The sequence below is a fragment of the Mycobacterium colombiense genome, assembly GCF_001665835.1.
In the GTDB taxonomy this organism is placed as follows: domain Bacteria; phylum Actinomycetota; class Actinomycetes; order Mycobacteriales; family Mycobacteriaceae; genus Mycobacterium; species Mycobacterium colombiense_A.
Map to the genome: position 1 here is coordinate 24,980 of NZ_LZSX01000025.1, position 19,232 is coordinate 44,211.

12 protein-coding genes are annotated in these 19,232 nt (G+C 67.2%); 5 read left to right on the top strand and 7 right to left on the bottom strand.

Annotated features, from left to right (window positions below; translation table 11 throughout):
* From A5760_RS04630 to ddaH, 3 genes are read right to left on the bottom strand one after another with little or no spacing between them, the layout of a single operon-like run.
* Positions 1-1,455 carry an amino acid permease gene (locus tag A5760_RS04630; protein WP_064878133.1) on the bottom strand — a complete coding sequence of 485 codons (1,455 nt, stop codon included), beginning with the start codon at positions 1,453-1,455 and terminating at the stop codon, positions 1-3.
* Positions 1,456-1,483: 28 nt separating this feature from the next.
* On the bottom strand, positions 1,484-2,734 hold the full coding sequence (rocD, locus tag A5760_RS04635) for an ornithine--oxo-acid transaminase (RefSeq protein ID WP_064878135.1): 1,251 nt from the start codon (positions 2,732-2,734) through the stop codon (positions 1,484-1,486).
* Positions 2,731-3,594 carry a dimethylargininase gene (ddaH, locus tag A5760_RS04640; protein WP_064878136.1) on the bottom strand — a complete coding sequence of 288 codons (864 nt, stop codon included), beginning with the start codon at positions 3,592-3,594 and terminating at the stop codon, positions 2,731-2,733. The genes rocD and ddaH overlap by 4 nt, the downstream gene beginning before the upstream one ends.
* A gap of 123 nt (positions 3,595-3,717) precedes the next feature.
* On the opposite strand from ddaH, the gene A5760_RS04645 reads away from it, so the two are divergent.
* Positions 3,718-4,164: an Lrp/AsnC family transcriptional regulator gene (locus tag A5760_RS04645; protein WP_064878138.1), complete on the top strand. Its 447-nt coding sequence runs from the start codon at positions 3,718-3,720 to the stop codon at positions 4,162-4,164.
* A 181-nt stretch (positions 4,165-4,345) separates the two neighbouring features.
* Here the strand turns inward: A5760_RS04645 and A5760_RS04650 are convergent, their stop codons facing one another.
* Positions 4,346-5,200, bottom strand: a complete 855-nt coding sequence (locus A5760_RS04650) for an energy-coupling factor transporter transmembrane component T family protein (protein WP_064878140.1) — start codon at positions 5,198-5,200, stop codon at positions 4,346-4,348.
* Entirely contained in the window at positions 5,197-7,239 is a 2,043-nt protein-coding gene (locus A5760_RS04655; RefSeq protein ID WP_196771986.1) for an ABC transporter ATP-binding protein, read from the bottom strand. Before A5760_RS04655 ends, A5760_RS04650 begins: the two co-directional genes overlap by 4 nt.
* A gap of 108 nt (positions 7,240-7,347) precedes the next feature.
* Here A5760_RS04655 and A5760_RS04660 point away from each other — a divergent pair, with 108 nt between their 5' ends.
* The 3 genes from A5760_RS04660 to A5760_RS04670 all read left to right on the top strand — a co-directional run bounded on the left by A5760_RS04660 (position 7,348) and on the right by A5760_RS04670 (position 12,488).
* Entirely contained in the window at positions 7,348-7,836 is a 489-nt protein-coding gene (locus A5760_RS04660; protein ID WP_064878142.1) for a MarR family winged helix-turn-helix transcriptional regulator, read from the top strand.
* A gap of 132 nt (positions 7,837-7,968) precedes the next feature.
* Positions 7,969-10,431, top strand: a complete 2,463-nt coding sequence (locus tag A5760_RS04665) for an ATP-binding cassette domain-containing protein (RefSeq protein ID WP_064878144.1) — start codon at positions 7,969-7,971, stop codon at positions 10,429-10,431.
* A 104-nt stretch (positions 10,432-10,535) separates the two neighbouring features.
* The gene (locus tag A5760_RS04670) at positions 10,536-12,488 is read left to right on the top strand and encodes an acyl-CoA dehydrogenase (RefSeq protein ID WP_064878146.1); all 1,953 of its coding nucleotides are present in this window, start codon (positions 10,536-10,538) and stop codon (positions 12,486-12,488) included.
* Here A5760_RS04670 and A5760_RS04675 read toward each other — a convergent pair.
* Positions 12,478-13,887: a nitrate/nitrite transporter gene (locus tag A5760_RS04675; RefSeq protein ID WP_064878148.1), complete on the bottom strand. Its 1,410-nt coding sequence runs from the start codon at positions 13,885-13,887 to the stop codon at positions 12,478-12,480. The genes A5760_RS04670 and A5760_RS04675 overlap by 11 nt on opposite strands.
* Before the next feature lie 223 nt (positions 13,888-14,110).
* Positions 14,111-14,578, bottom strand: a complete 468-nt coding sequence (locus tag A5760_RS04680) for an LppP/LprE family lipoprotein (protein ID WP_064878418.1) — start codon at positions 14,576-14,578, stop codon at positions 14,111-14,113.
* A 329-nt stretch (positions 14,579-14,907) separates the two neighbouring features.
* On the opposite strand from A5760_RS04680, the gene A5760_RS04685 reads away from it, so the two are divergent.
* Positions 14,908-19,143, top strand: coding sequence for a bifunctional nitrate reductase/sulfite reductase flavoprotein subunit alpha (locus tag A5760_RS04685; protein ID WP_064878150.1), 4,236 nt, complete (start codon positions 14,908-14,910; stop codon positions 19,141-19,143).
* Positions 19,144-19,232 lie beyond the last annotated feature (89 nt).

Consider the following 19,232-nt stretch of genomic DNA (forward strand, 5'->3'; position numbering starts at 1 on the left):
TCACCGGACGTTGTCCGCTGACTGCTCGACCGTCTCGTCGTTGAGCGCGCTGTGGCGGCGGCCCCAGACGAAATAGAAGATCAACGCCAGTGACACCCAGCCGCTGAACGCGATCCAGGTGTACCAGTGCAGGCTGGCGAGGATGTAGCCGCAGGCCGCCACCGAAAGGATCGGCGTGACGGGGTAACCCGGCACCTTGAATCCCCGTGACAGGTCGGGCTCGCGCACCCGCAGGACGATCACCCCGACGGAAACGACGATGAACGCGGTGAGCGTGCCGATCGACACCATGTCGGCGAGCTTTTGCAGCGGGATGAACGCGGCCAGGGCCGAGGCGACGATGGCGACGATCACCGTGTTGTTCACCGGCGTCATGGTGCGTGCGTTCACCGTCGCGAACCTCGCGGGCAGCAGCCCGTCGCGGCCCATGGCGAACAGGATGCGGGTCAGGCCGTACATGGTGACGAGCGTGACGCTGAAGATCGAAATGACCGCTCCGGCGGCCAGAATCGTGCCGGCCCAGCCACCGTGCGTGACGTTGTCGAGAATGATGGCCAACCCGGCTTCCTGCTGGCCGGCGAAGTTCCGCCACGGCTGGGCGCCCAGCGCAGCCACCGCGACGAGGACGTAGACGCCGGTGACGGTCAACAGCGCGCCGATCAGTGCGCGCGGCATGGTTTTCTGCGGATTCTTCACCTCGTCACCCGCGGTGGACACGGCATCGAGGCCGATGTAGGAGAAGAAGATGGTGCCGGCGGCCGAACCGATACCGGAAACGCCGAAGGGCGCGAAGTCACGGAGATGGCTCGTGTCGAACGCCGTGAAAGCGACGACGGCGAAGACGACCAATACGCCGAGTTTGATCATCACCATGATCGCGTTGACCTTGGCCGACTCGCTGGCGCCGCGGATGAGCAGCAACGCGCACATCACGATCAGCATGACCGCCGGCACGTTCACGTACCCGGGTTGGGAATCCCACGGCGCGGCCGACAAGGCTTGCGGCAGCCGAAATCCCAGGACATTGCTCAGCAGCTTGTTCAGGTAGCCACTCCAGTTGACGGCGACCGCCGCGGTGGCCACCCCGTATTCCAGCAGCAGGCACGCCGCCACGCCCACTGCCACCACCTCACCGAGGGTGGTGTAGGCATACGAATACGACGACCCCGAAACCGGCACCGCCGAAGCCAATTCGGCGTAGCAGACGGCCGCCAGCCCCGCGGCGAAGCCCGCCAAGAGGAAGGAGACGATCACTCCCGGTCCCGCCTCGGGCACCGCATCAGCCATGACGAAGAAGATGCCGGTGCCGACGGTCGAGCCGACCCCGAACATGGTCAGCTGGAAGGTTCCGATACCGCGCTTGAGGTGATCGGCGGTCCCGTGTGCGACGTGCGCGCCCACCACCGGGCGCCGCCGTAGCATCTGCTCTTTCAGGCTGATCGACGTGGCTGGCAAGCGCCCCTCCTGTGGCCGGATCAGCTGATTATGAAGCAGCCTCCCGCAATACCGCAGCAAGGCGGCCGACCGCCCACTCGATCTCCTGGGCGGTGACCACCAAAGGCGGAGCAAAGCGCAGCGTCGAACCGTGGGTGTCTTTCACCAGTACGCCGTGGTCGGCCAGCCGCAGGCTGATCTCCTTGCCGGTGCCCAGCGACGGGTCGAAGTCGACGCCTGCCCACAAGCCCAGGCCCCGTATCTCCTGGACACCGTGGCCGATCAGTTGTCGCAGCCGCCGATGCAGGTGCGCGCCCAGCGCGGTCGCCCGGGCCTGGAATTCGCCGCGCGCCAGCATGGACACCACCGTGGTGCCGATGGCGGCGGCCAGCGGGTTGCCGCCGAAGGTGGAGCCATGCTCGCCGGGGTGCAACACGCCGAGGACGTCGCGATCGGCCACCACGGCCGACAGCGGGACCACTCCGCCGCCCAGCGCCTTGCCCAGCAGGTAGACGTCGGGGATCACCCGCCATCGATCGCAGGCGAACGTATAGCCGGTGCGCGCCAGGCCCGACTGGATCTCGTCGGCGATCATCAGCACGTTGTGCTCGCTGCACAGCGCGCGGACCGTCGGCAGGTAGTCGTCGGGCGGCACGATGATCCCGGCCTCGCCCTGGATGGGCTCCAACAGCACCGCGACGGTGTTGTCGTCGATCGCCTGCGCCAGCGCGGCGGGGTCACCGAACGGAACCGATCGGAATCCCGGCGTGAAGGGCCCGAACCCATTTCGCGCGGCGGGATCCGAGGAGAAGCTGACGATGCTGATCGTGCGGCCGTGAAAGTTGTTGTCGGCCACGATGATGTTGGCCTGATCCGCGGGTACGCCCTTGACGTCGGCGCCCCACTTGCGGGCGACCTTGAGGCCGCTTTCGACGGCCTCGGCGCCCGAGTTCATCGGCAGCACCATGTCCTTGTCGCACAGGTAGGCAAGGGCGGCGCAGAAGGGGCCGAGCTTGTCGGAATGAAATGCGCGGCTGACCAACGTCACGGTGTCGAGTTGCGCATGCGCGGTGGCGGTGATCTCCGGGTTGCGGTGACCGAAGTTCACCGCGGAATAGGCGGACAGGCAATCCAGGTAGCGGCGGCCGTCGATGTCGGTGATCCATGCACCCTCGGCGCTTGCGGCGACCACCGGAAGCGGCGAATAGTTGTGCGCTGCGCGCCTTTCCGCCAACCTGATCGCGGTGTCGATCCGGCTGGCGGTGACCTTCTGCGACGTCTGCGCATCGAGAATCGTCATGGGAATACCTCCAGGGTGCAGCACTTGACGGAACCGCCGCCCTTGAGCAGCTCGGACAAATCGACACCGATCGGCTCGAAGCCGGCCCGGCGCAGCTGAGCGGCGAAACCCGTTGCCGCGCTGGGAAGCACCACGTGCAGGCCGTCGGAGACGACGTTGAGACCCAGCACGTAGGCGTCGGCCGTGTCGGCGATGATGGCGTCCGGGAACAGCGCGCCCAGCTGATCCTGTGCGTCGGCGCTGAACGCCGGCGGGTAGAACGCGATGGTGTAATCGTCGAGAACGGCCAGGGCGGTGTCGAGGTGGTAGAAGCGAGGGTCCACCAGCTCCAGGGAGATCACCGGCGCACGCAGCGCCGCGGAGATTTCCGCATGCGCACGCCGGTCGGTGCGAAATCCCCAACCGGCCAACACGATGTCGCCGACCTTCAGCAGGTCGCCTTGCCCTTCGTTGACGTGGCGGGTGCACAGCGGCCGGTAACCGAGCGACGACATCCATCGGGCGTAGGCGCGCGATTCGCCGTCCCGCTCGGCGAACCGGAACCTGGCGACGATCGCGACATCGTGAGCGACGAACCCGCCGTTGGCCGCATAGACCATGTCCGGAAGCCCGGGCACGGGTTCGATCACCTCCACGTGATGCCCCAGCCGTAGGTAGGTGTCACGCAGGCGTTCCCACTGCGCTTGCGCGAGGCCGGCATCGACGGGTCTGGTGATGTCCATCCAGGGGTTGATCGCGTATTCGACGGCGAAGAAGGCCGGCGGCGTCATCGCGTACCGACGGACGCTCGGCGTGCGACCGAGCGCGACGGGCGCGGCCGACCTGGCGGTACGGGGCGCCAGCACAGGTTGTTCCGTCATGAATCAACGATATTTAGGGTGCTGTCGTTAATCAAACCACGAATATTGCGTGTCTACTGTTGATTTATTGCGCTAGAGTGCTGCAATCGTCGATTTGTTGTTTATCACCGGGAAGGGGCGGCCATGGACCGCTTGGACGAGACCGACGAGCGCATCCTCGCCGAGCTGACCGAGCATGCGCGCGCCACCTTCGCCGAGATCGGCGAAAAGGTGAATCTGTCTGCGCCGGCGGTGAAGCGGCGCGTGGATCGGATGCTGGACAGCGGCGTGATCAAGAGCTTCACTACGGTCATCGACCGCAACGCGCTCGGCTGGAACACCGAGGCTTACGTGCAGGTGTTCTGCCACGGCCGGATCGCACCCGATGAGCTGCGAGCGGCCTGGGTGGATATCCCCGAGGTGTTCAGCGCCGCGACGGTCACCGGCACCCCTGATGCGATCCTGCATGTACTGGCCCGCGACATGCGGCATCTGGAGACGGCCTTGGAGAAAATTCGGTCCAGTGCGGACATCGAGCGCAGTGAGAGCATCGTCGTGTTGTCCAACCTGATCGACCGGATGCGGCCGTAATGCTCGGCGGTCAGTGCCGGCCGAGCAGCCGGGACGGCCGCGGACGGGCCGCCGTCGAACGGCGAGATGCGTACGGCCACGGATTGTTCCGCTCGGGGGATCGGTCCAACGGTTCTCGGCTTCGATCGGGTCGGTGCGCTGGACTTCGGTCATCTGCTCACGCGGCCGGGCAACGGGTTGCCTAGTGGAACTGCAATAGCGAGTCGATCACGACGCCGGTGGCGCCGGCCGCGGTGGTGATGCCGAGCGTCACCCAGTCCGCCAGCTTCGGTCGCGCCGGTGCGGCCGCCAGCTGGCCGATGCCGCCCCGGGCGGTGATCGCGTCGCCCATCTCGTCGGCCCGTCGCAGCGTCACAACGATTGCCGCCGTGAGCAAATCGATCATGTCGCGGGCCTGCTGCCGCCGCCGGGCCCTGCGGTTCCGCGGTTCCTGGTTGGGGCGCAACCGCCGGGCGGCGTAGAGCACCTGGAATTCTTCGATCAACATCGGGAAGGCACGCAACGCAAGCGCCAGGGCGACGGCCCACTCGTCGCTCGGGATCCGCAGCCACCGCAGCGGTCGTCCCAAAGCCGCCAGCGCGGGCCCCATTTCGGCGACGTTGGTGGTCCACGACAGCATCGCGCCGAGCCCGATCAACACGATCGACAGCGCGGTCACCCGCACGAAGTGCAACGTCCCGCCCAGCCCGATGTGCACTCCGGCTATCTCGATCACCGGACTACCGGCGCCGAGCGCGGCAGTTATGGCGCCCACCGCCAGGGCGATCCATATCCAGCGCCGCGGCGACGGCAGCGCGCCGCGGGGAATGTGGGCGAGCCGGGCCGCGGTGATCAGCAAGGCCAACATCAGCCCGACGGTCGCCCAGCCCGGATAGAAGGTCAGCAGTATCGAAACACCCAGCACCACCAGCAGTTTGGTGCCGGCCCACAACTCGTGGATCGTCGACGTGCCGGGCACCGGCACCAACAGCACCACCGGACGGCGTGTGCGCTTGGTGCGGCTCGGTGCCGACTTGGTGCCCGCGGGTGCGGTCACGACATACCCCCCGCCGCGGTCGACGCCGTTTCCAGCGTGCCTTCGCGCAGGAACAGCGCTCGCGGACAGAGCTCCTCGAGCCCGACGATGTCATGGGAGATCACCACAACCGTCAGGCCTCGTTCCTTGCGCAGGTTCTCCAGCAGCCGCAGCAGGCCGCGCTGGCTGCCGATGTCCAGTCCTGCCATCGGCTCGTCGAGGACCAACGCTCGCGGGGAGCGCGCCAGCAGCCCGGCCAGCACCACGCGGCGCATCTGGCCGCCGCTGAGCTGATCGATCCGGCGCTTGCCCATCGCCGGGTCCAGCCCGACCGAGATCAGCGCCTCAGCCACGCGATCGGTGTCGAGGTGCGAAAACCCCGCTGCGGATGCGACTTCGGCGTCGACGTGATCACGCATCAACTGCAACCGGGCGGACTGGAACGACAGCGCGACCTCGCCCACGCGCTCGTGGGTGGGCTCGCCATCGATCAGGCAGGTGCCGGCCGTCGGGGTCGTCAGGCCGGCCATGATCCACGCCAGCGTCGACTTGCCCGAGCCGTTGCCGCCGTGGATCAACACGCCGTCACCGTGTTCCACCACGAAGCTGATATCACGCAGGGCGACCTTGGACCACGGTGTGCCGCTGGCGTATTCGTGGCTTACATCGATGAGTTCCAGCACCGGCGTCCGCGAGCTGTGACCGACGGCGGTGGTCTGGGCCGGCGCGGTCGCGGCGTCGCTCGTCACCGTGTTGTCCGGCGAATCACTGAGTTTGATGATGCGGTCCGCGGATGCGGCCTCGTTGTCGTAATGGGTGATGTGCACCAACGCCGTCTGGTGTCGCTTCGCGAGGCCAGACAGGACGCTCAGCAAGGCATCTCGCCCCTGCTGGTCGACCATGGTGGTGACCTCGTCGGCGATGAGCAGCGCCGGATCGCGCGCCAGTGCGGCCGCGAGCGCGAGGCGCTGCAGTTCCCCGCCGGACAAACTTCCGGTGTCGCGTTCGGCCAGCCCTTCGAGGCCGACCTCGTGCAGTAGCTGGTCGACGTCGATCTCGGCGTCCGGGGGTAATCCCCACACCACGTCGTCGGCGACCCGGGTGCCCAGGACCTGGCTTTTGGGGTGCTGCAACACAATTGCCGTGCCGCCCATCTCGCCCAGTCCCACCGTTCCCGGGCGCTCGACGGTGCCTGCCGTCGGTGCCCGGCCGGCCAAGATCAGCATCAACGTCGTCTTGCCTGAACCGTTGGCGCCGGTCACCGCGATGTGTTCGCCGGCCTGGACGTCGAGACTGACCTCACCCAGCGCGTCCCGCTCGGCGCCGGGGTACCGGAACCGCACCTTGTCCAACCGCACCGGCACCGGCCCCACCGGACTGCCTTGCGCCTGCGCGTCATCGGAGGTGTCCAGCTTGTGGACGTCAGGGATTTTGCGCATCCGCTCCAGGAGGCGGGACAGTGCCGACCAACTGATGAACGCAACGATGACGACCAACAGGACCATGTAGGGGAAAATCAGCAACGGCCAGTGCTGTATCCCGTCGGCGACGTACCGCTTCAGCCCCGCGCCGACGCCCTGCAGGTGGACCCAATTCAGGAATGCCGCGACGCCGTTGGCGTTGGCGGTGATGACGTCGAAGAACAACTGCCGCAGCCGGGTCAGCACCGCAAGCACCGCGACCCAGCCGGCGCCCCAGAGGACTCCGGCGGCCAACGACAACAGGGCGACCGTCGGCAAGCCGCGGCCTTTGCGTTTGACGATGCCGCACAATCCGCCGACCCAGGCGCAGTCGATCAACATGAACAGGCTGCCCAGCCCCGCGATCAAAAACGCGATCACCCCGCCGGCCACCGTCGCGGCCATCAGCGCTCGGGGGCGATACCGGTAGGCGAGCAGTCCCATCGGCACGGTGCCCAGCACGCCGAGTCCCTGAGCGAATGGGATTACCGCGGCCAGGATCTCGATCGCCGCGCAGAGGGCCCCCATGACCGCGGCCTGTGCCAACTCATTCGGCCGCAGCGCCCCTTCCTTCGATCGCCGGAAACGCAGCAAGGTCACCTGGGCGATTCTGCCAGCCGGTAGCAGGAGTGTCCGCTGAAGATGGGTTTTGCGCGGCACGCGTCGTCCTTTTGGCCTCGCTTAGCAAAGCTATGCAACCATGGATACATGGACAACGTCGTCGATCCCGCAAAGCTCGAGGGAGCGCAGGGACTGGGAGCCGACCTGCTCGCCGTGGTCGCGCGGCTCAACCGCATGGCCACCCAGCGCATCCAGATGCCCTTGCCCGCAGCGCAGGCCAGGCTGCTGGCCACCATCGAAGCTCACGGCGAAGCCCGCATCGGTGACCTGGCCGCCGTCGACCACTGTTCGCAACCGACGATGACGACGCAGGTGCGCCGCCTCGAGGAGGCGGGCCTGGTCACCCGGATGGTCGACCCGGGGGACGCGCGTGCGGTCCGAATCCGCATCACGGCCGAGGGCCGGCGCACGCTCAACGCGGTTCGGGCCGACCGTGCCGCCGCGATCGAACCGCAATTGGCGCTGCTCGACGACGCGGACCGGCAGGTGCTGATGCAAGCGGTCGAGGTGCTGCGCGGGCTGCTCGACAACGCCTCGGTTGCCACCTCCCTTGCGGGCCGCCGCAACCCACTGTGAGCGGCGCGACGCTGGCGGTTGAAGCTCGGGCAGGGGTAGACACTTAAACGAGCGCGGCAACCGACGCCTGGGGCGAGGCAGTCGTGACGGCGAGACCAAATCGAGCTGACCCGGTGACGAAAGGTGGCGGCCATGCCGACCGAGGCTTCGGCCTTTCCGGCCTCGCTGACCGTATGGGCCGGACCGACGCGGTACGTCTTCACCCCGGGCCGCGATGTGCTCGTGGGCTACGGCCCGGGTTGTGACATTCCGCTAGAGCACATGGGCAATCCCCCGCGACCGCTCCATGCGCCCCGGGTGGATGTGATCCTGCGGTTCACGGGGACTCACTGGGTGGCGATCGATCTGAGCCGCCACGGCATCTTCGCCGGTGGGTCGCGGGTGCCCGCCCTCGAGATCCGCGACGGCCTGGGGATCAGCATCGGGGATCCGCAGCACGGTCCGCGCCTGGTCTTTCAAACCGCGCCCTCGGCCGCACCGCCCGGGCCTCCCCCGCCAGCCGGCCCGGCGTATCCACCGCAGCCGCCTCCCATTCCACCCGGAGCTGCGCCGCCAGGTCGTCCGAACGAGCCCAACCCGCGGGTTCCCACGCAGAGCGCCACCCAGCGCATGCCCGTGGTTACGCCTCCGCCGCCCGCCGTCCAGCGGCCTGTCCAGCCCGGCCCACCGCCACCGCCGCCTCCCGCCGCGGTTCCCCCGCCCGCGGCACCCCCGGCTCAGCCGCCGGCTCCGCCGGTCCCCCCGCCCGCCGCGGAACCCGAGCAGCACAAGGGCCCGAGCCTGATCGAGCGGATGGTGACCAGCAAGCTGCGGGTCCAGCGCCCCTCCTTCCGCACCGAAGAACCCAACTCCACCTTTCGGCTGCCGTTGCGAACCGCGTCGCGCACCACCGGGGCAACGGCCTACCAGCTGGGGCTGACGGTCGATGGCCGCGAGACGCTGTCGGGCATCTCGTTCACCGCGCGTCCCGGCGCCATGACCGCCGTCATAGGGCCGTCGGCGGCGCGCAATTCCGCGCTGCTCGCGCTGCTGGCCGGCACCAGAGAACCCCGCGCCGGGCGCGTCATCGTGGACGGACACGACGTCCACGCCGATCCGGAGTTCATGCGCACCCGCATCGGGGTGGTCCCCCGCGACGACCGCCTGCACCGGCAGCTCACCGTCGCGCAGGTGGTGGGGTACGCCGCCGAACTGCGGCTGCCACCGGACACCGTGGCCGAGCAGCGCGACCACGTGGTCAGCCAGGTTCTCGACGAACTCGAGCTGACGCCGCACCGGGACACCAGAATCCGCAAACTCTCGCCCGAGGTGCGTCGGTGCGCCGCGCTGGCGGTCGAGCTCGTCAGCCGGCCGAGCCTGCTCGTGGTCGACGAACCCACCGCCGGGCTGGACGCGGCCCAGCAGCGTCACGTCATGGCGATGCTGCGGCACCAGGCCAACATCGGCTGCGCCGTGGTGGTTGCGATTTCGGCACACACATCGCTCACCGACGTGAACGCGTGCGACCAGGTGTTGGTGCTCACCGCCGCGGGCAAGGTCGCGTACCTCGGAACGCCCCTGCAGGTCGAGTCCGCGATGGGCACCACCGAATGGTCGAGAGTGCTCGCGCAGGTCGGCGCCGATCCCGAGGGCGCCCACCGCGCCTTCCGCGCGCGGCCGCAGACGGCGGCACCGACCACCCCGCCCGAAGTCGCAGCACCCGGTCCACCGCCACCCGGGCTGTCCAGGAACCGGCAGATCCGGTTGCTGGCCCGGCGCGAGGTTCGCCTGCTGCTCGGCGATCGCATCTACTTTGCGTTTCTGGCGATCCTGCCGTTCGTGCTGGCGGGGCTCGCACTGCTGATCCCGGGTGAATCCGGCCTGACGCGGCCCGAGCCGGGCAGCAGCACCAACGCGCACGAAGCCATCGAAATCCTGGCGGCCTTCAACATCGCCGCGGTGATCATCGGCACGGCGCTGACCATCCGCGCGGTGGTGTGCGAGCATCGCGTGTTCCGCCGCGAGCAGGAGGTCGGCCTGTCCGCGCCGGCCTACCTGACCGCCAAGCTCACCGTGTACGGACTGGCCGCGGCCATCTGGACGGCCGTCGTGTTCGCGATCGTCATCGCGGTCAAGGGCGAGCCGGGACGCAGCGCCGTCTTGCTGCACAACGCCACGGTCGAGCTCTACGTGAGCGTGGCCGTCACCGCGATCGTCGCTGGGGTCATCGGCCTCGCGCTGTCGTCGCTGGGCAAGTCGCTGCGCGAGGTGCTGCCGCTTGTGGTTCCGGTAATCCTGGCGTCCGCGCTGTTCAACGGGAGCCTGGTGCAGCTGGTGAGCGTGCTCGGCCTGCAGCAGATCAGCTGGTTCGTCCCGGCCCAGTGGGGGTTCGCGGCCGCGGCGTCCACCGCGAATCTGCGCAGGGTCGACTCGCTGGCCGCCGACGTCGTGACGTGGACCCACTACAGCGGCTGGTGGGTGTTCGACATGGGAATGCTCGTGTTGTTCGGAATCATCGCGGCCGGGTTCACGCTCTATCGGCTGCGGTCGCCCCTCGGCCAAAGCCGGGGCCCGTCCCCCGATCCGGAGCCACAAACCGGTCGTCCCGAGCGCTGAGTTTCCGGCGCCCGGCGGCCGACGGCCGCCGCGAAGTTTCGTTCGGCCGCATGAACTGTCGTCGATGTTCGCCGCGACGCGAACTGCCCATTACTGTCGGCCTTATGGCGCCTGAAACGACTACCACTGCCGAGTATCTGCGCAACGCCTTGGACGGGCGCTGGCGCGATGTCAGAAACCGGATGCGCGACACGCTCACCGAGGACCTGTTCCGCCCCCACTACACACCGAACACCGTGATCGCCCGCACCAAGGTGGCGGAGCAGATGCGAATCATGGCGGCGTTCGGCGCGGCCGCCGACAGTTTCAAGAAGGAACACGGCGGCACCGGCGACGTCGGTGCGGCGATCACGATGATCGAGATGCTGGCGATGTCGGACCTGTCGCTGATGGTGAAGGCCGGCGTGCAGTGGGGGCTGTTCGGCGGGGCCGTGGAGAATCTGGGCACGGAACGCCACCACGAGATCTACGTGCCCAAGATCATCAGCCTGGAGTTGCGCGGCTGTTTCGCGATGACCGAGACCGGACACGGCAGCGACGTGCAGTCGCTGGAGACCACCGCGACCTACGACCCGCAGACCCAAGAGTTCGTCATCGACTCCCCCACGCCGTCGGCCCGCAAGGACTACATCGGCGGCGCCGCCGAAACCGCAACCATGGCAGCGGTTTTCGCGCAACTGATCACCACCGAGGACGGCAAGCCGGTCAATCACGGTGTGCACTGCGTCCTGGTCCCGATCCGCGACGAGGAGGGCAACGACCTGCCCGGCGTCACCACGTCGGATTGCGAATACAAGGGCGGGCTGCCCGGCGTCGACAACGGGCGCATCGTGTTCGACCATGTCCGCGTACCGCGGGTCAACCTGCTGAACAAGTACGGCGACGTCGCGGCCGACGGCACGTACAGTTCGCCGATCGAGAACCCGAATCGCCGGTTCTTCACCATGCTGGGCACCCTGGTCCGCGGCCGGATCACCGTGGGCGGCAGCGCCGGCGCCGCCGGCCGGGTGGCACTGGATATCGCCACCCGATATGCGTTGCAGCGCAGGCAGTTCAGCGCACCCGATGACGATTCCGAGGTGCTGATCATGGATTACCTGGTGCACCAGCGGCGACTGTTTCCGTTGATCGCGAAGTCATACGCGCTGCAGTTCGCCCAGAACGAGCTGGTCGGCAAGTGTCACGACGTGCAGAGCGCGGACGCCCCCGACGCCGATGAGCAGCGCGAACTGGAAGCGCGTGCCGCCGGGCTGAAGGCCGCCAACACCTGGCACGCCAGCCGCGCGATCCAGGAGTCTCGCGAGGCGTGCGGCGGCGCCGGCTACATGGCCGAAAACAGGCTGATCGGGCTGCGGGGTGACACCGACGTCTTCACCACGTTCGAGGGCGACAACCACGTGCTGACCCAGCTGGTGGCCAAGGAACTGTTGACCGCCTACGCCGACGACATCAAGAGCATGAGCCCGGTCGAATGGGTTCGCTTCGCCGCCAACACCGTTGGCGAACGCGTCGTCAAACGCACTGCGGCAGAAACGATCATCCAGACGATCGTGGATGCGCGGCAAGACAGCGAGGAAGAGGGCAGCCTGTTCAACCGCGGCACCCAGATCAAGATGTTCGAAGACCGCGAGGAATATCTGCTGGCATCCGTGGCCCGCCGACTGCAGGCCAAATCCAAAGAGATGTCGGCATTCGACGCCTTCAACTCGGTGCAGGATCACGTGCTGCATGCGGCCAGCGCGCACATCGATCGAGTCATCTTGGAGGCGTTCGTCGCCGGGATCGACGCGTGCCCCGACGAGCAGGCCTGCGAACTGCTCGGCATCCTGTGCGACCTGTACGCGCTGTCGGTGATCGAGGACGACAAGGCGTGGTACATCGAGCACCGCTACCTGTCCACCGAGCGCGCCAAGGCGGTCACCCGGGGGATCAACGACCGGTGCCGCGCGCTGCGCCCGCACGCCGAGACGCTGGTAGATGGTTTCGGCATCCCGGAGCCGCTGCGTCACGTCGAGATGCTGCACCCGGAGAACCTGGCGGAGGCCCTCAGGAGCTGACGCGCTGCCCGGCGATCGCCTCCCGGCCGGGTGCGCGGGCTGAGCGCTGCGGCCGCACGTACCTCGTCCAGGTCAAGAACGCCGCAGCGACGTAGCAGATCATGAAGGCCCAGAATGCCGGCGTCTCGGTGCCGGTGGTGGCGTAGGACTCCCGCAGCGCCAGGTTGATCCCCATGCCGCCCAGCGCGCCGAACGATCCGGCGAACCCGATCAACGCCGCCGACCTGACGCGTTCCCAGTGGCGGCGCTCGGTGTTATCCAGGTCCAGCTCGCGGCTGCGCTCGGCGAAGACAGACGGGATGAGCTTGAACACCGAGCCTTTGCCGACGCCGCAGAAGATGAACAGGGCGATGAATCCGGCGATGTAGCCGGCGGTGGTGTAGATCGACACCGGTGCGCCGGGGGCGCGGGTGAGGTCGTCGTGAGTGCTCACAGCGACCAGGAACCCGCCGGCGGCGATCATGGCGGCCAGCACGGTGAGCGTGACGCGGCCGCCGTCGAAGCGGTCGCCCAGCTTGCCGCCGATCACCCGCGCCACCGACCCGAGCAGCGGTCCGATGAAGGCGATCTCCGCGGCGTGCAGGGCCGCTTGCGCATGGGTCTGCCCGCCGGCGATCAAGTTGTGCGCGATGACCTGGCCGAACGCAAAGGCGAACCCGATGAACGAGCCCGAGGCGCACATGTAGAGAAACGAGATTGCCCAGGTGTCGGGCACCGCGAGCACGGAGCGCACGTGCGCGACCTCGATGAAGTGATCCAGGTTGTCCATGAACAGCGCGGCGCCGACGCCGACGACGGCCAAGAGCACCAGGTAGACGGCGCACACCCAGTACGGTGCCTGGTTGCCCGCCGTGGCCAGTACGACGAGCCCGACCGCCTGGATGCTCGCCGCGCCCAGGTTGCCGATCCCGCCGGTGAGGCCCAGCGCGAAGCCTTTGCGACGCTGCGGGAAGAAGGATTCGACGTTGGCCAGCGAAGCCGCGTAGTTCCCGCCGCCCAGGCCGGTCAACGCGGCACACATCAGATACGGCCACAACGGCAGCCCTGGGTGCGCCAACAGCACGATGGCGGCCACGGTGGGGATCAGGAGCACCAGCGACGACAACACCGCCCAGTTGCGGCCGCCCAGCCGGGCCGTGGCCATGGCGTAGGGGATGCGCACCAGCGCCCCCACCAGCGCCGCGGTGGCGCCCACCAACAGCTTGTCGCCGGTGGAGAAACCGTAGACGGACTGCGGCATGAACAGCACCATCACCGACCACAGGTACCAGATCGAGAAGGCGACGTGCATGGTCGCAATGGACCAGATCAGATTGCGCTGGGCGATGACCTTGTTACCGGCTTCCCATGCCACGTCGTCTTCGGGGTCCCAGTGCGAGATCCGTCGTGACCGTCCCATCAAACCTGCCTTCCAGCCTCACTGCTCGTAGACGTCACACGCGGATGCCGGGTCGCGCGCTGTTGCGGCCGAGCCGAAATGCCTTCGCCCCGGGTGGTTTTGAATCCTGGGTCGCGCTTGGCCGCGGCCACGCGGCCCCCGCCGACGTGATCAGACTGTCACACAACGCCATTGGTATTCCGGCGAACCCTCGGGTGCGCAGGGAAGTCATTGGCGTGGAACGTTATTGATTCGGGACCTTGCCAAGGGTCTGCAGCTTGCCGTCCGGGCCGATCCGGAACTTCACCGTTCCGATCCCGGTGGGACAGCACAGCTGATCATTTCCCTTCTGCCACTGGTATTGAACGGTGACGGTGTCATTCGAAGGCGGTAGCACGGTTATATACGGCTTCGGGTTCGAGGTAGGGCTACCGAGCGGCGTGTTGTAGTCGAAGAACAGCAGTTGTTGCGGACTCGATTCGCTGGCGATCGTCGGGATGATCTGCACCCAGTGCAACCGGCAGTTTCGCGTGTGCCCCCGGCCCATCTCGACCCAGATGGTGCCTGGGACGGCGATGGGAACCGCGGTGATGGCCCGGCGCACGGTGTCGGCCGTGGGCCCATCGGACTCCTTGCAGGTGTCGGGTCGGGCCTGCGGTGGCGCGGTCGGCTTCCAGCCGCAGCCGGAAGCCAGCAAAACCAGAAGGATCACAATGAGCTGACGCACGCGGTGAGCTTAGCGAAGACTGTGAATGTCCCATCGGTTTGGTCAAAAACCCCGTTCTGAGAAGCGTTTCGAGGGTCGCGCTGACTAACCTCAAGCGAGACGGACGGTCAATGGTGACCTGCACTAATGCAATCCTGAGCGGTGAATTCCCCCGACGATTTCACACCGGCGCATTGGCCGTTGAGAGGAAGAAGTAAACCGGGGGACATTTCGGGCAGCGATGCCGAAACATGCCTGCTCCACAATGAACTGACCTGATACGGAGCTAACCCGTGCGCACTCGACGGAGGGATGTGAGCGTGGCGAGGGAGTCCATGGCGCCTGAGAACGCCGTGAACACCATGTGCGCTTACTGCGGCGTCGGTTGCGGCATGGTGTTGCAGATCACAACGGATCCGAAAACGGGCCGCGATCACGTCGCCAAGTCGGTTGGGAACAAGCAACATCCGGCCAACTTCGGCCGGTTGTGCACCAAGGGCGCCACCACCGCGGACATGCTCGGCGCGCCGGGCCGGATGGACTCGGCGCATGCGCGGGCCGACCGCGGTGAACCACTCGATCCCATCGACATGGACCAGGCGATCGCCCAGTGCGCGAAGCGGTTACGGGCGATCGTCGATGAGCACGGCGCGGACGCCTTCGCGATGTACGTGTCCGGCCAGATGTCCATCGAGGCGCAGTACCTGGCGAACAAGCTGACCAAGGGCTTCATCGGCACCAACCAGATCGAGTCGAATTCGCGACTGTGCATGGCCAGCGCGGCATCTGGTTACAAGCTCTCACTGGGCGCGGACGGACCGCCCGGGTCCTACCAGGACTTCGACCGTGCCGACGTCTTTTTCGTCATCGGCGCCAACATGGCCGACTGCCATCCCATCCTGTTCCTGCGCATGATGGACCGGGTCAAGGCCGGCGCAAAGCTGATCGTCGTCGACCCGCGCCGCACCGCGACCGCCGACAAGGCCGATCTGTTTCTGCAGATCGCACCGGGATCGGATCTGGCACTGCTCAACGGACTGCTGCACCTGATCGTCGAGAACGGCCACACCGACGCCGAATTCATCGCCGAATTCACCGAAGGCTGGGAGGTGATGCCCAGTTTCCTGGAGCAGTACACCCCCAACATGGTCAGCGCGGCGACCGGCATCCCCGAAGAGGACATCCGCGCGGCGGCTCAAATGATCGGCGAAGCCGAGAATTTCATGAGCTGCTGGACGATGGGCCTCAACCAGAGCACCCACGGCACGTGGAACACCAACGCCATCTGCAACCTGCACCTGGCCACCGGCGCGATCTGCAAGCCGGGCAGCGGCCCCTTCTCCCTCACCGGACAACCCAACGCGATGGGCGGTCGCGAGATGGGTTACATGGGGCCGGGATTGCCGGGGCAGCGTTCGGTGGCATCCGACGACGACCGCGAATTCGTCGAAAACCTGTGGGGCATTCCCCGCGGCACGCTGCGCACCGAGGTGGGCAGCGGCACCATCGACATGTTCTCCCGGATGGCCGACGGGCAGATCAAGGCCTGCTGGATCATCTGCACCAATCCCGTTGCCTCCGTCGCCAATCGAAAGACGGTGCTGGCCGGACTGGAACGCGCCGATTTAGTGATGGTCCAGGACGCGTTCTTCGAGACCGAGACCAACGAATACGCCGATGTGTTGTTGCCGGCGACCCTGTGGACGGAGTCCGAAGGGGTCATGGTCAATTCGGAACGCAACATGACGTTGTTCCAGCCCGCGGTCCAGGCGCCGAGCCACGCCCTGCCCGACTGGCAGATCATCGCCCGGATCGCCTGCGAGATGGGCTTTTCGGATGCGTTCAGCTACAACTCCGCCGAGGAAGTCTTCGAAGAGATCAAGCGGTTCTCGAACCCGAAGACCGGTTATGACGTGCGCGGCGTCAGCTATGAGCGGCTGCGTCAGAGCCCGCTGCAGTGGCCGTGCCCACCGGAGGGCGAGGGTTACCGCAACCCGATTCGCTATCTCAACGACGGTGTCAGCCAGACGCGGTTGGTCCGCGAGGACGGCAGTGTACCGCGGCTGGCCTTCCCCACGGCGACGGGTCGCGCGATGTTCTTCGCCCGCCCGCACCTGCTGCCCGAGGAAATGCCCGACGACGAATACCCGTTCCTGCTGAACACCGGTCGCCTGCCGCACCAATGGCACACCATGACCAAGACCGGCAAGGTCGCCAAACTCAACAAACTCAATCCCGGGCCGTTCGTCGAGATCCACCCCGACGATGCCGCGGCCCTGCAGATCGCCGACGACGATCAGATCGAAATCGCTTCCCGCCGAGGGCGTGCCGTGCTGCCCGCCGTCGTCAGCGACCGGGTGCGTCCCGGTAACTGCTTCGCGCCCTTCCACTGGAACGATGCCTTCGGCGAATACCTGTCGATCAACGCCGTCACCAACGATGCGGTCGACCCGATCTCTAGCCAGCCGGAATTCAAGGCGTGCGCTGTCACGCTGACGAAGATCGCTGTCTCTCAACCCGTTTCGGCCACCGAGACGCCGGCGCCCACCGACACACCAGAATCCGCGCCCACGGAGGTACGAGAAATCAGCGTGTCACAAGTCGACGCCCTCGGCGAATTGCTGGGTGTGGCAACACAACCCAGGCCGGAATTCAACGAGATCGGTCGCACCTACCTGGCCGGCATGCTGTCCGGGCTTCGTTCGGACGCGGGACGCCGCACCGGCGGGGTGCCCACCCTGCCGCTGAGCGCGCCGTTCGATGCCAGCACCCGGCTATGGGTGGACGGCCTTCTGGCGGGACTGTTCTCGCGCATCGACGGGCCCCCGCCGGTGGCGCTGCCCGAGGGGGCCCTACCGACGCCGGCCGCTCAGCAACCGCCCGCCGCGCCGGCAGTTGCGAAGCCCGCGGCCGAGCGCGCTCCCATCGTGGTGCTGTGGGCATCGCAGACCGGGAACGCAGAGGAACTCGCCGCCGAGATCGCCGCGCAATTGGGCGCCGCCGAACTCCCGGTCGCGCTGCAGAGCATGGACGACTTCCCTGTGGCCGAGTTGGCGACGACGAAGGAACTGTTGTTCGTCACCAGCACCACCGGCGACGGCGATGCGCCCGACAACGGCGCCGGCCTCTGGCGGGCGCTGACCGGCCAGGGTGCGCCGCGATTCACCGACACCCGCTATGCCGTGCTCGCGCTGGGCGACTCCAATTACGACGATTTCTGTGGTCACGGTCGCAATTTGGACGCCCGCCTAGCCGAGCTGGGGGCGACCCGCATCACCGATCGGGTGGACTGCGAACCCGACTACGACGACACCGCGGCGAAGTGGTTGGGCGACGTCGTCGACGCGCTGACCAAGACGCCCACGTCGGTCGGCGGCGACGGAGCCGCGGTGGCGCCGGCCCGCACTGCCCCGGTAGCGGCACCGTCTCACCAGAATGGCCACGCGACGAACGCTTACAGCAAGAAGCACCCGCTGATCACCGGCATGGTCCGCAACACCGTGTTGAGTCAGCCGGAATCGACGAAAGACGTGCGGCACTTGGTGTTCGACCTGCCGGAAGAATCCGTGACCTACGAGGCCGGCGACGCGCTCGGCGTGTGGCCGCGCAACAGCGACGAGTTGGTCGACGAATGGCTGTCGGTGACCGGGCTGAACGGCCAGACCCCGGTCGAGGTCGGGGAGCACGGCCTGATGTCGTTGCGCTCCGCGCTCACCGAGCGCATCGAGATCGCCCACATCAGCCGGGACCTGGTGCGGTTCGTCCAGGAGCGCACCGGTGACTCGACGCTCGCGGAGCTGCTGAAGCCGGAAAACAAACGCGCACTGGCGGATTGGACGTGGGGGCGCCAGTCCATCGACCTGCTGTCGAGGCTGCCGGTCTCCGCGTCGGCGCACGAGTGGCTGCGGGTTCTCAAGCGCCTTCAGCCACGGCTGTACTCGATCTCGTCGAGCCCCAAGGCGTGTCCGGGCGAAGTTCACCTGACGGTCTCCCCGGTGCGCTTCAACTTCCAGGGCGTGCCACGCCGCGGTGTGTGTTCGACCTACCTGGCCGACCGCTCCCCCGGCGATCGAGTCGCCGTCTATCTGCAGCAGTCGAGCAACTTCCGGCCACCGAGCGAGTCGGACACGCCGATGATCATGATCGGCCCCGGCACCGGTATCGCGCCCTTCCGCGGTTTTCTGCAGGAACGGCGCGCGCTCGGCCACACCGGACCCAACTGGCTGTTCTTCGGCGAGCAGCACGCCGCCACCGACTTCTACTACCGCGACGAGCTCGAGCAGATGCGTGACGACGGGTTCCTCACCGAGTTGGACCTGGCGTTCTCCCGGGATCAGCAGCAGAAGGTCTACGTGCAGCACCTGATGCGCAATCGTGGGGCGCAGTTGTGGAGCTGGCTGCAGGACGGCGCCCAGCTGTACGTCTGCGGCACCGCGGATCCCATGGCCAAGGACGTCGACCGGGCGCTCTGCGAGATCGCGGCCGAATTCGGCAAGCTCGACCCGGAGGCGGCGAAGGACTACGTCCAGTCGTTGAGCGCCGACAAGCGCTACCACCGCGACGTCTACTAGCGCCGATCGGCCGCTGCCGCCAAAGCCGTAACACGGCGGAAACAACACACGACCGCCGCCGAAACTTCGGCGTCGCACGATGCACTCAC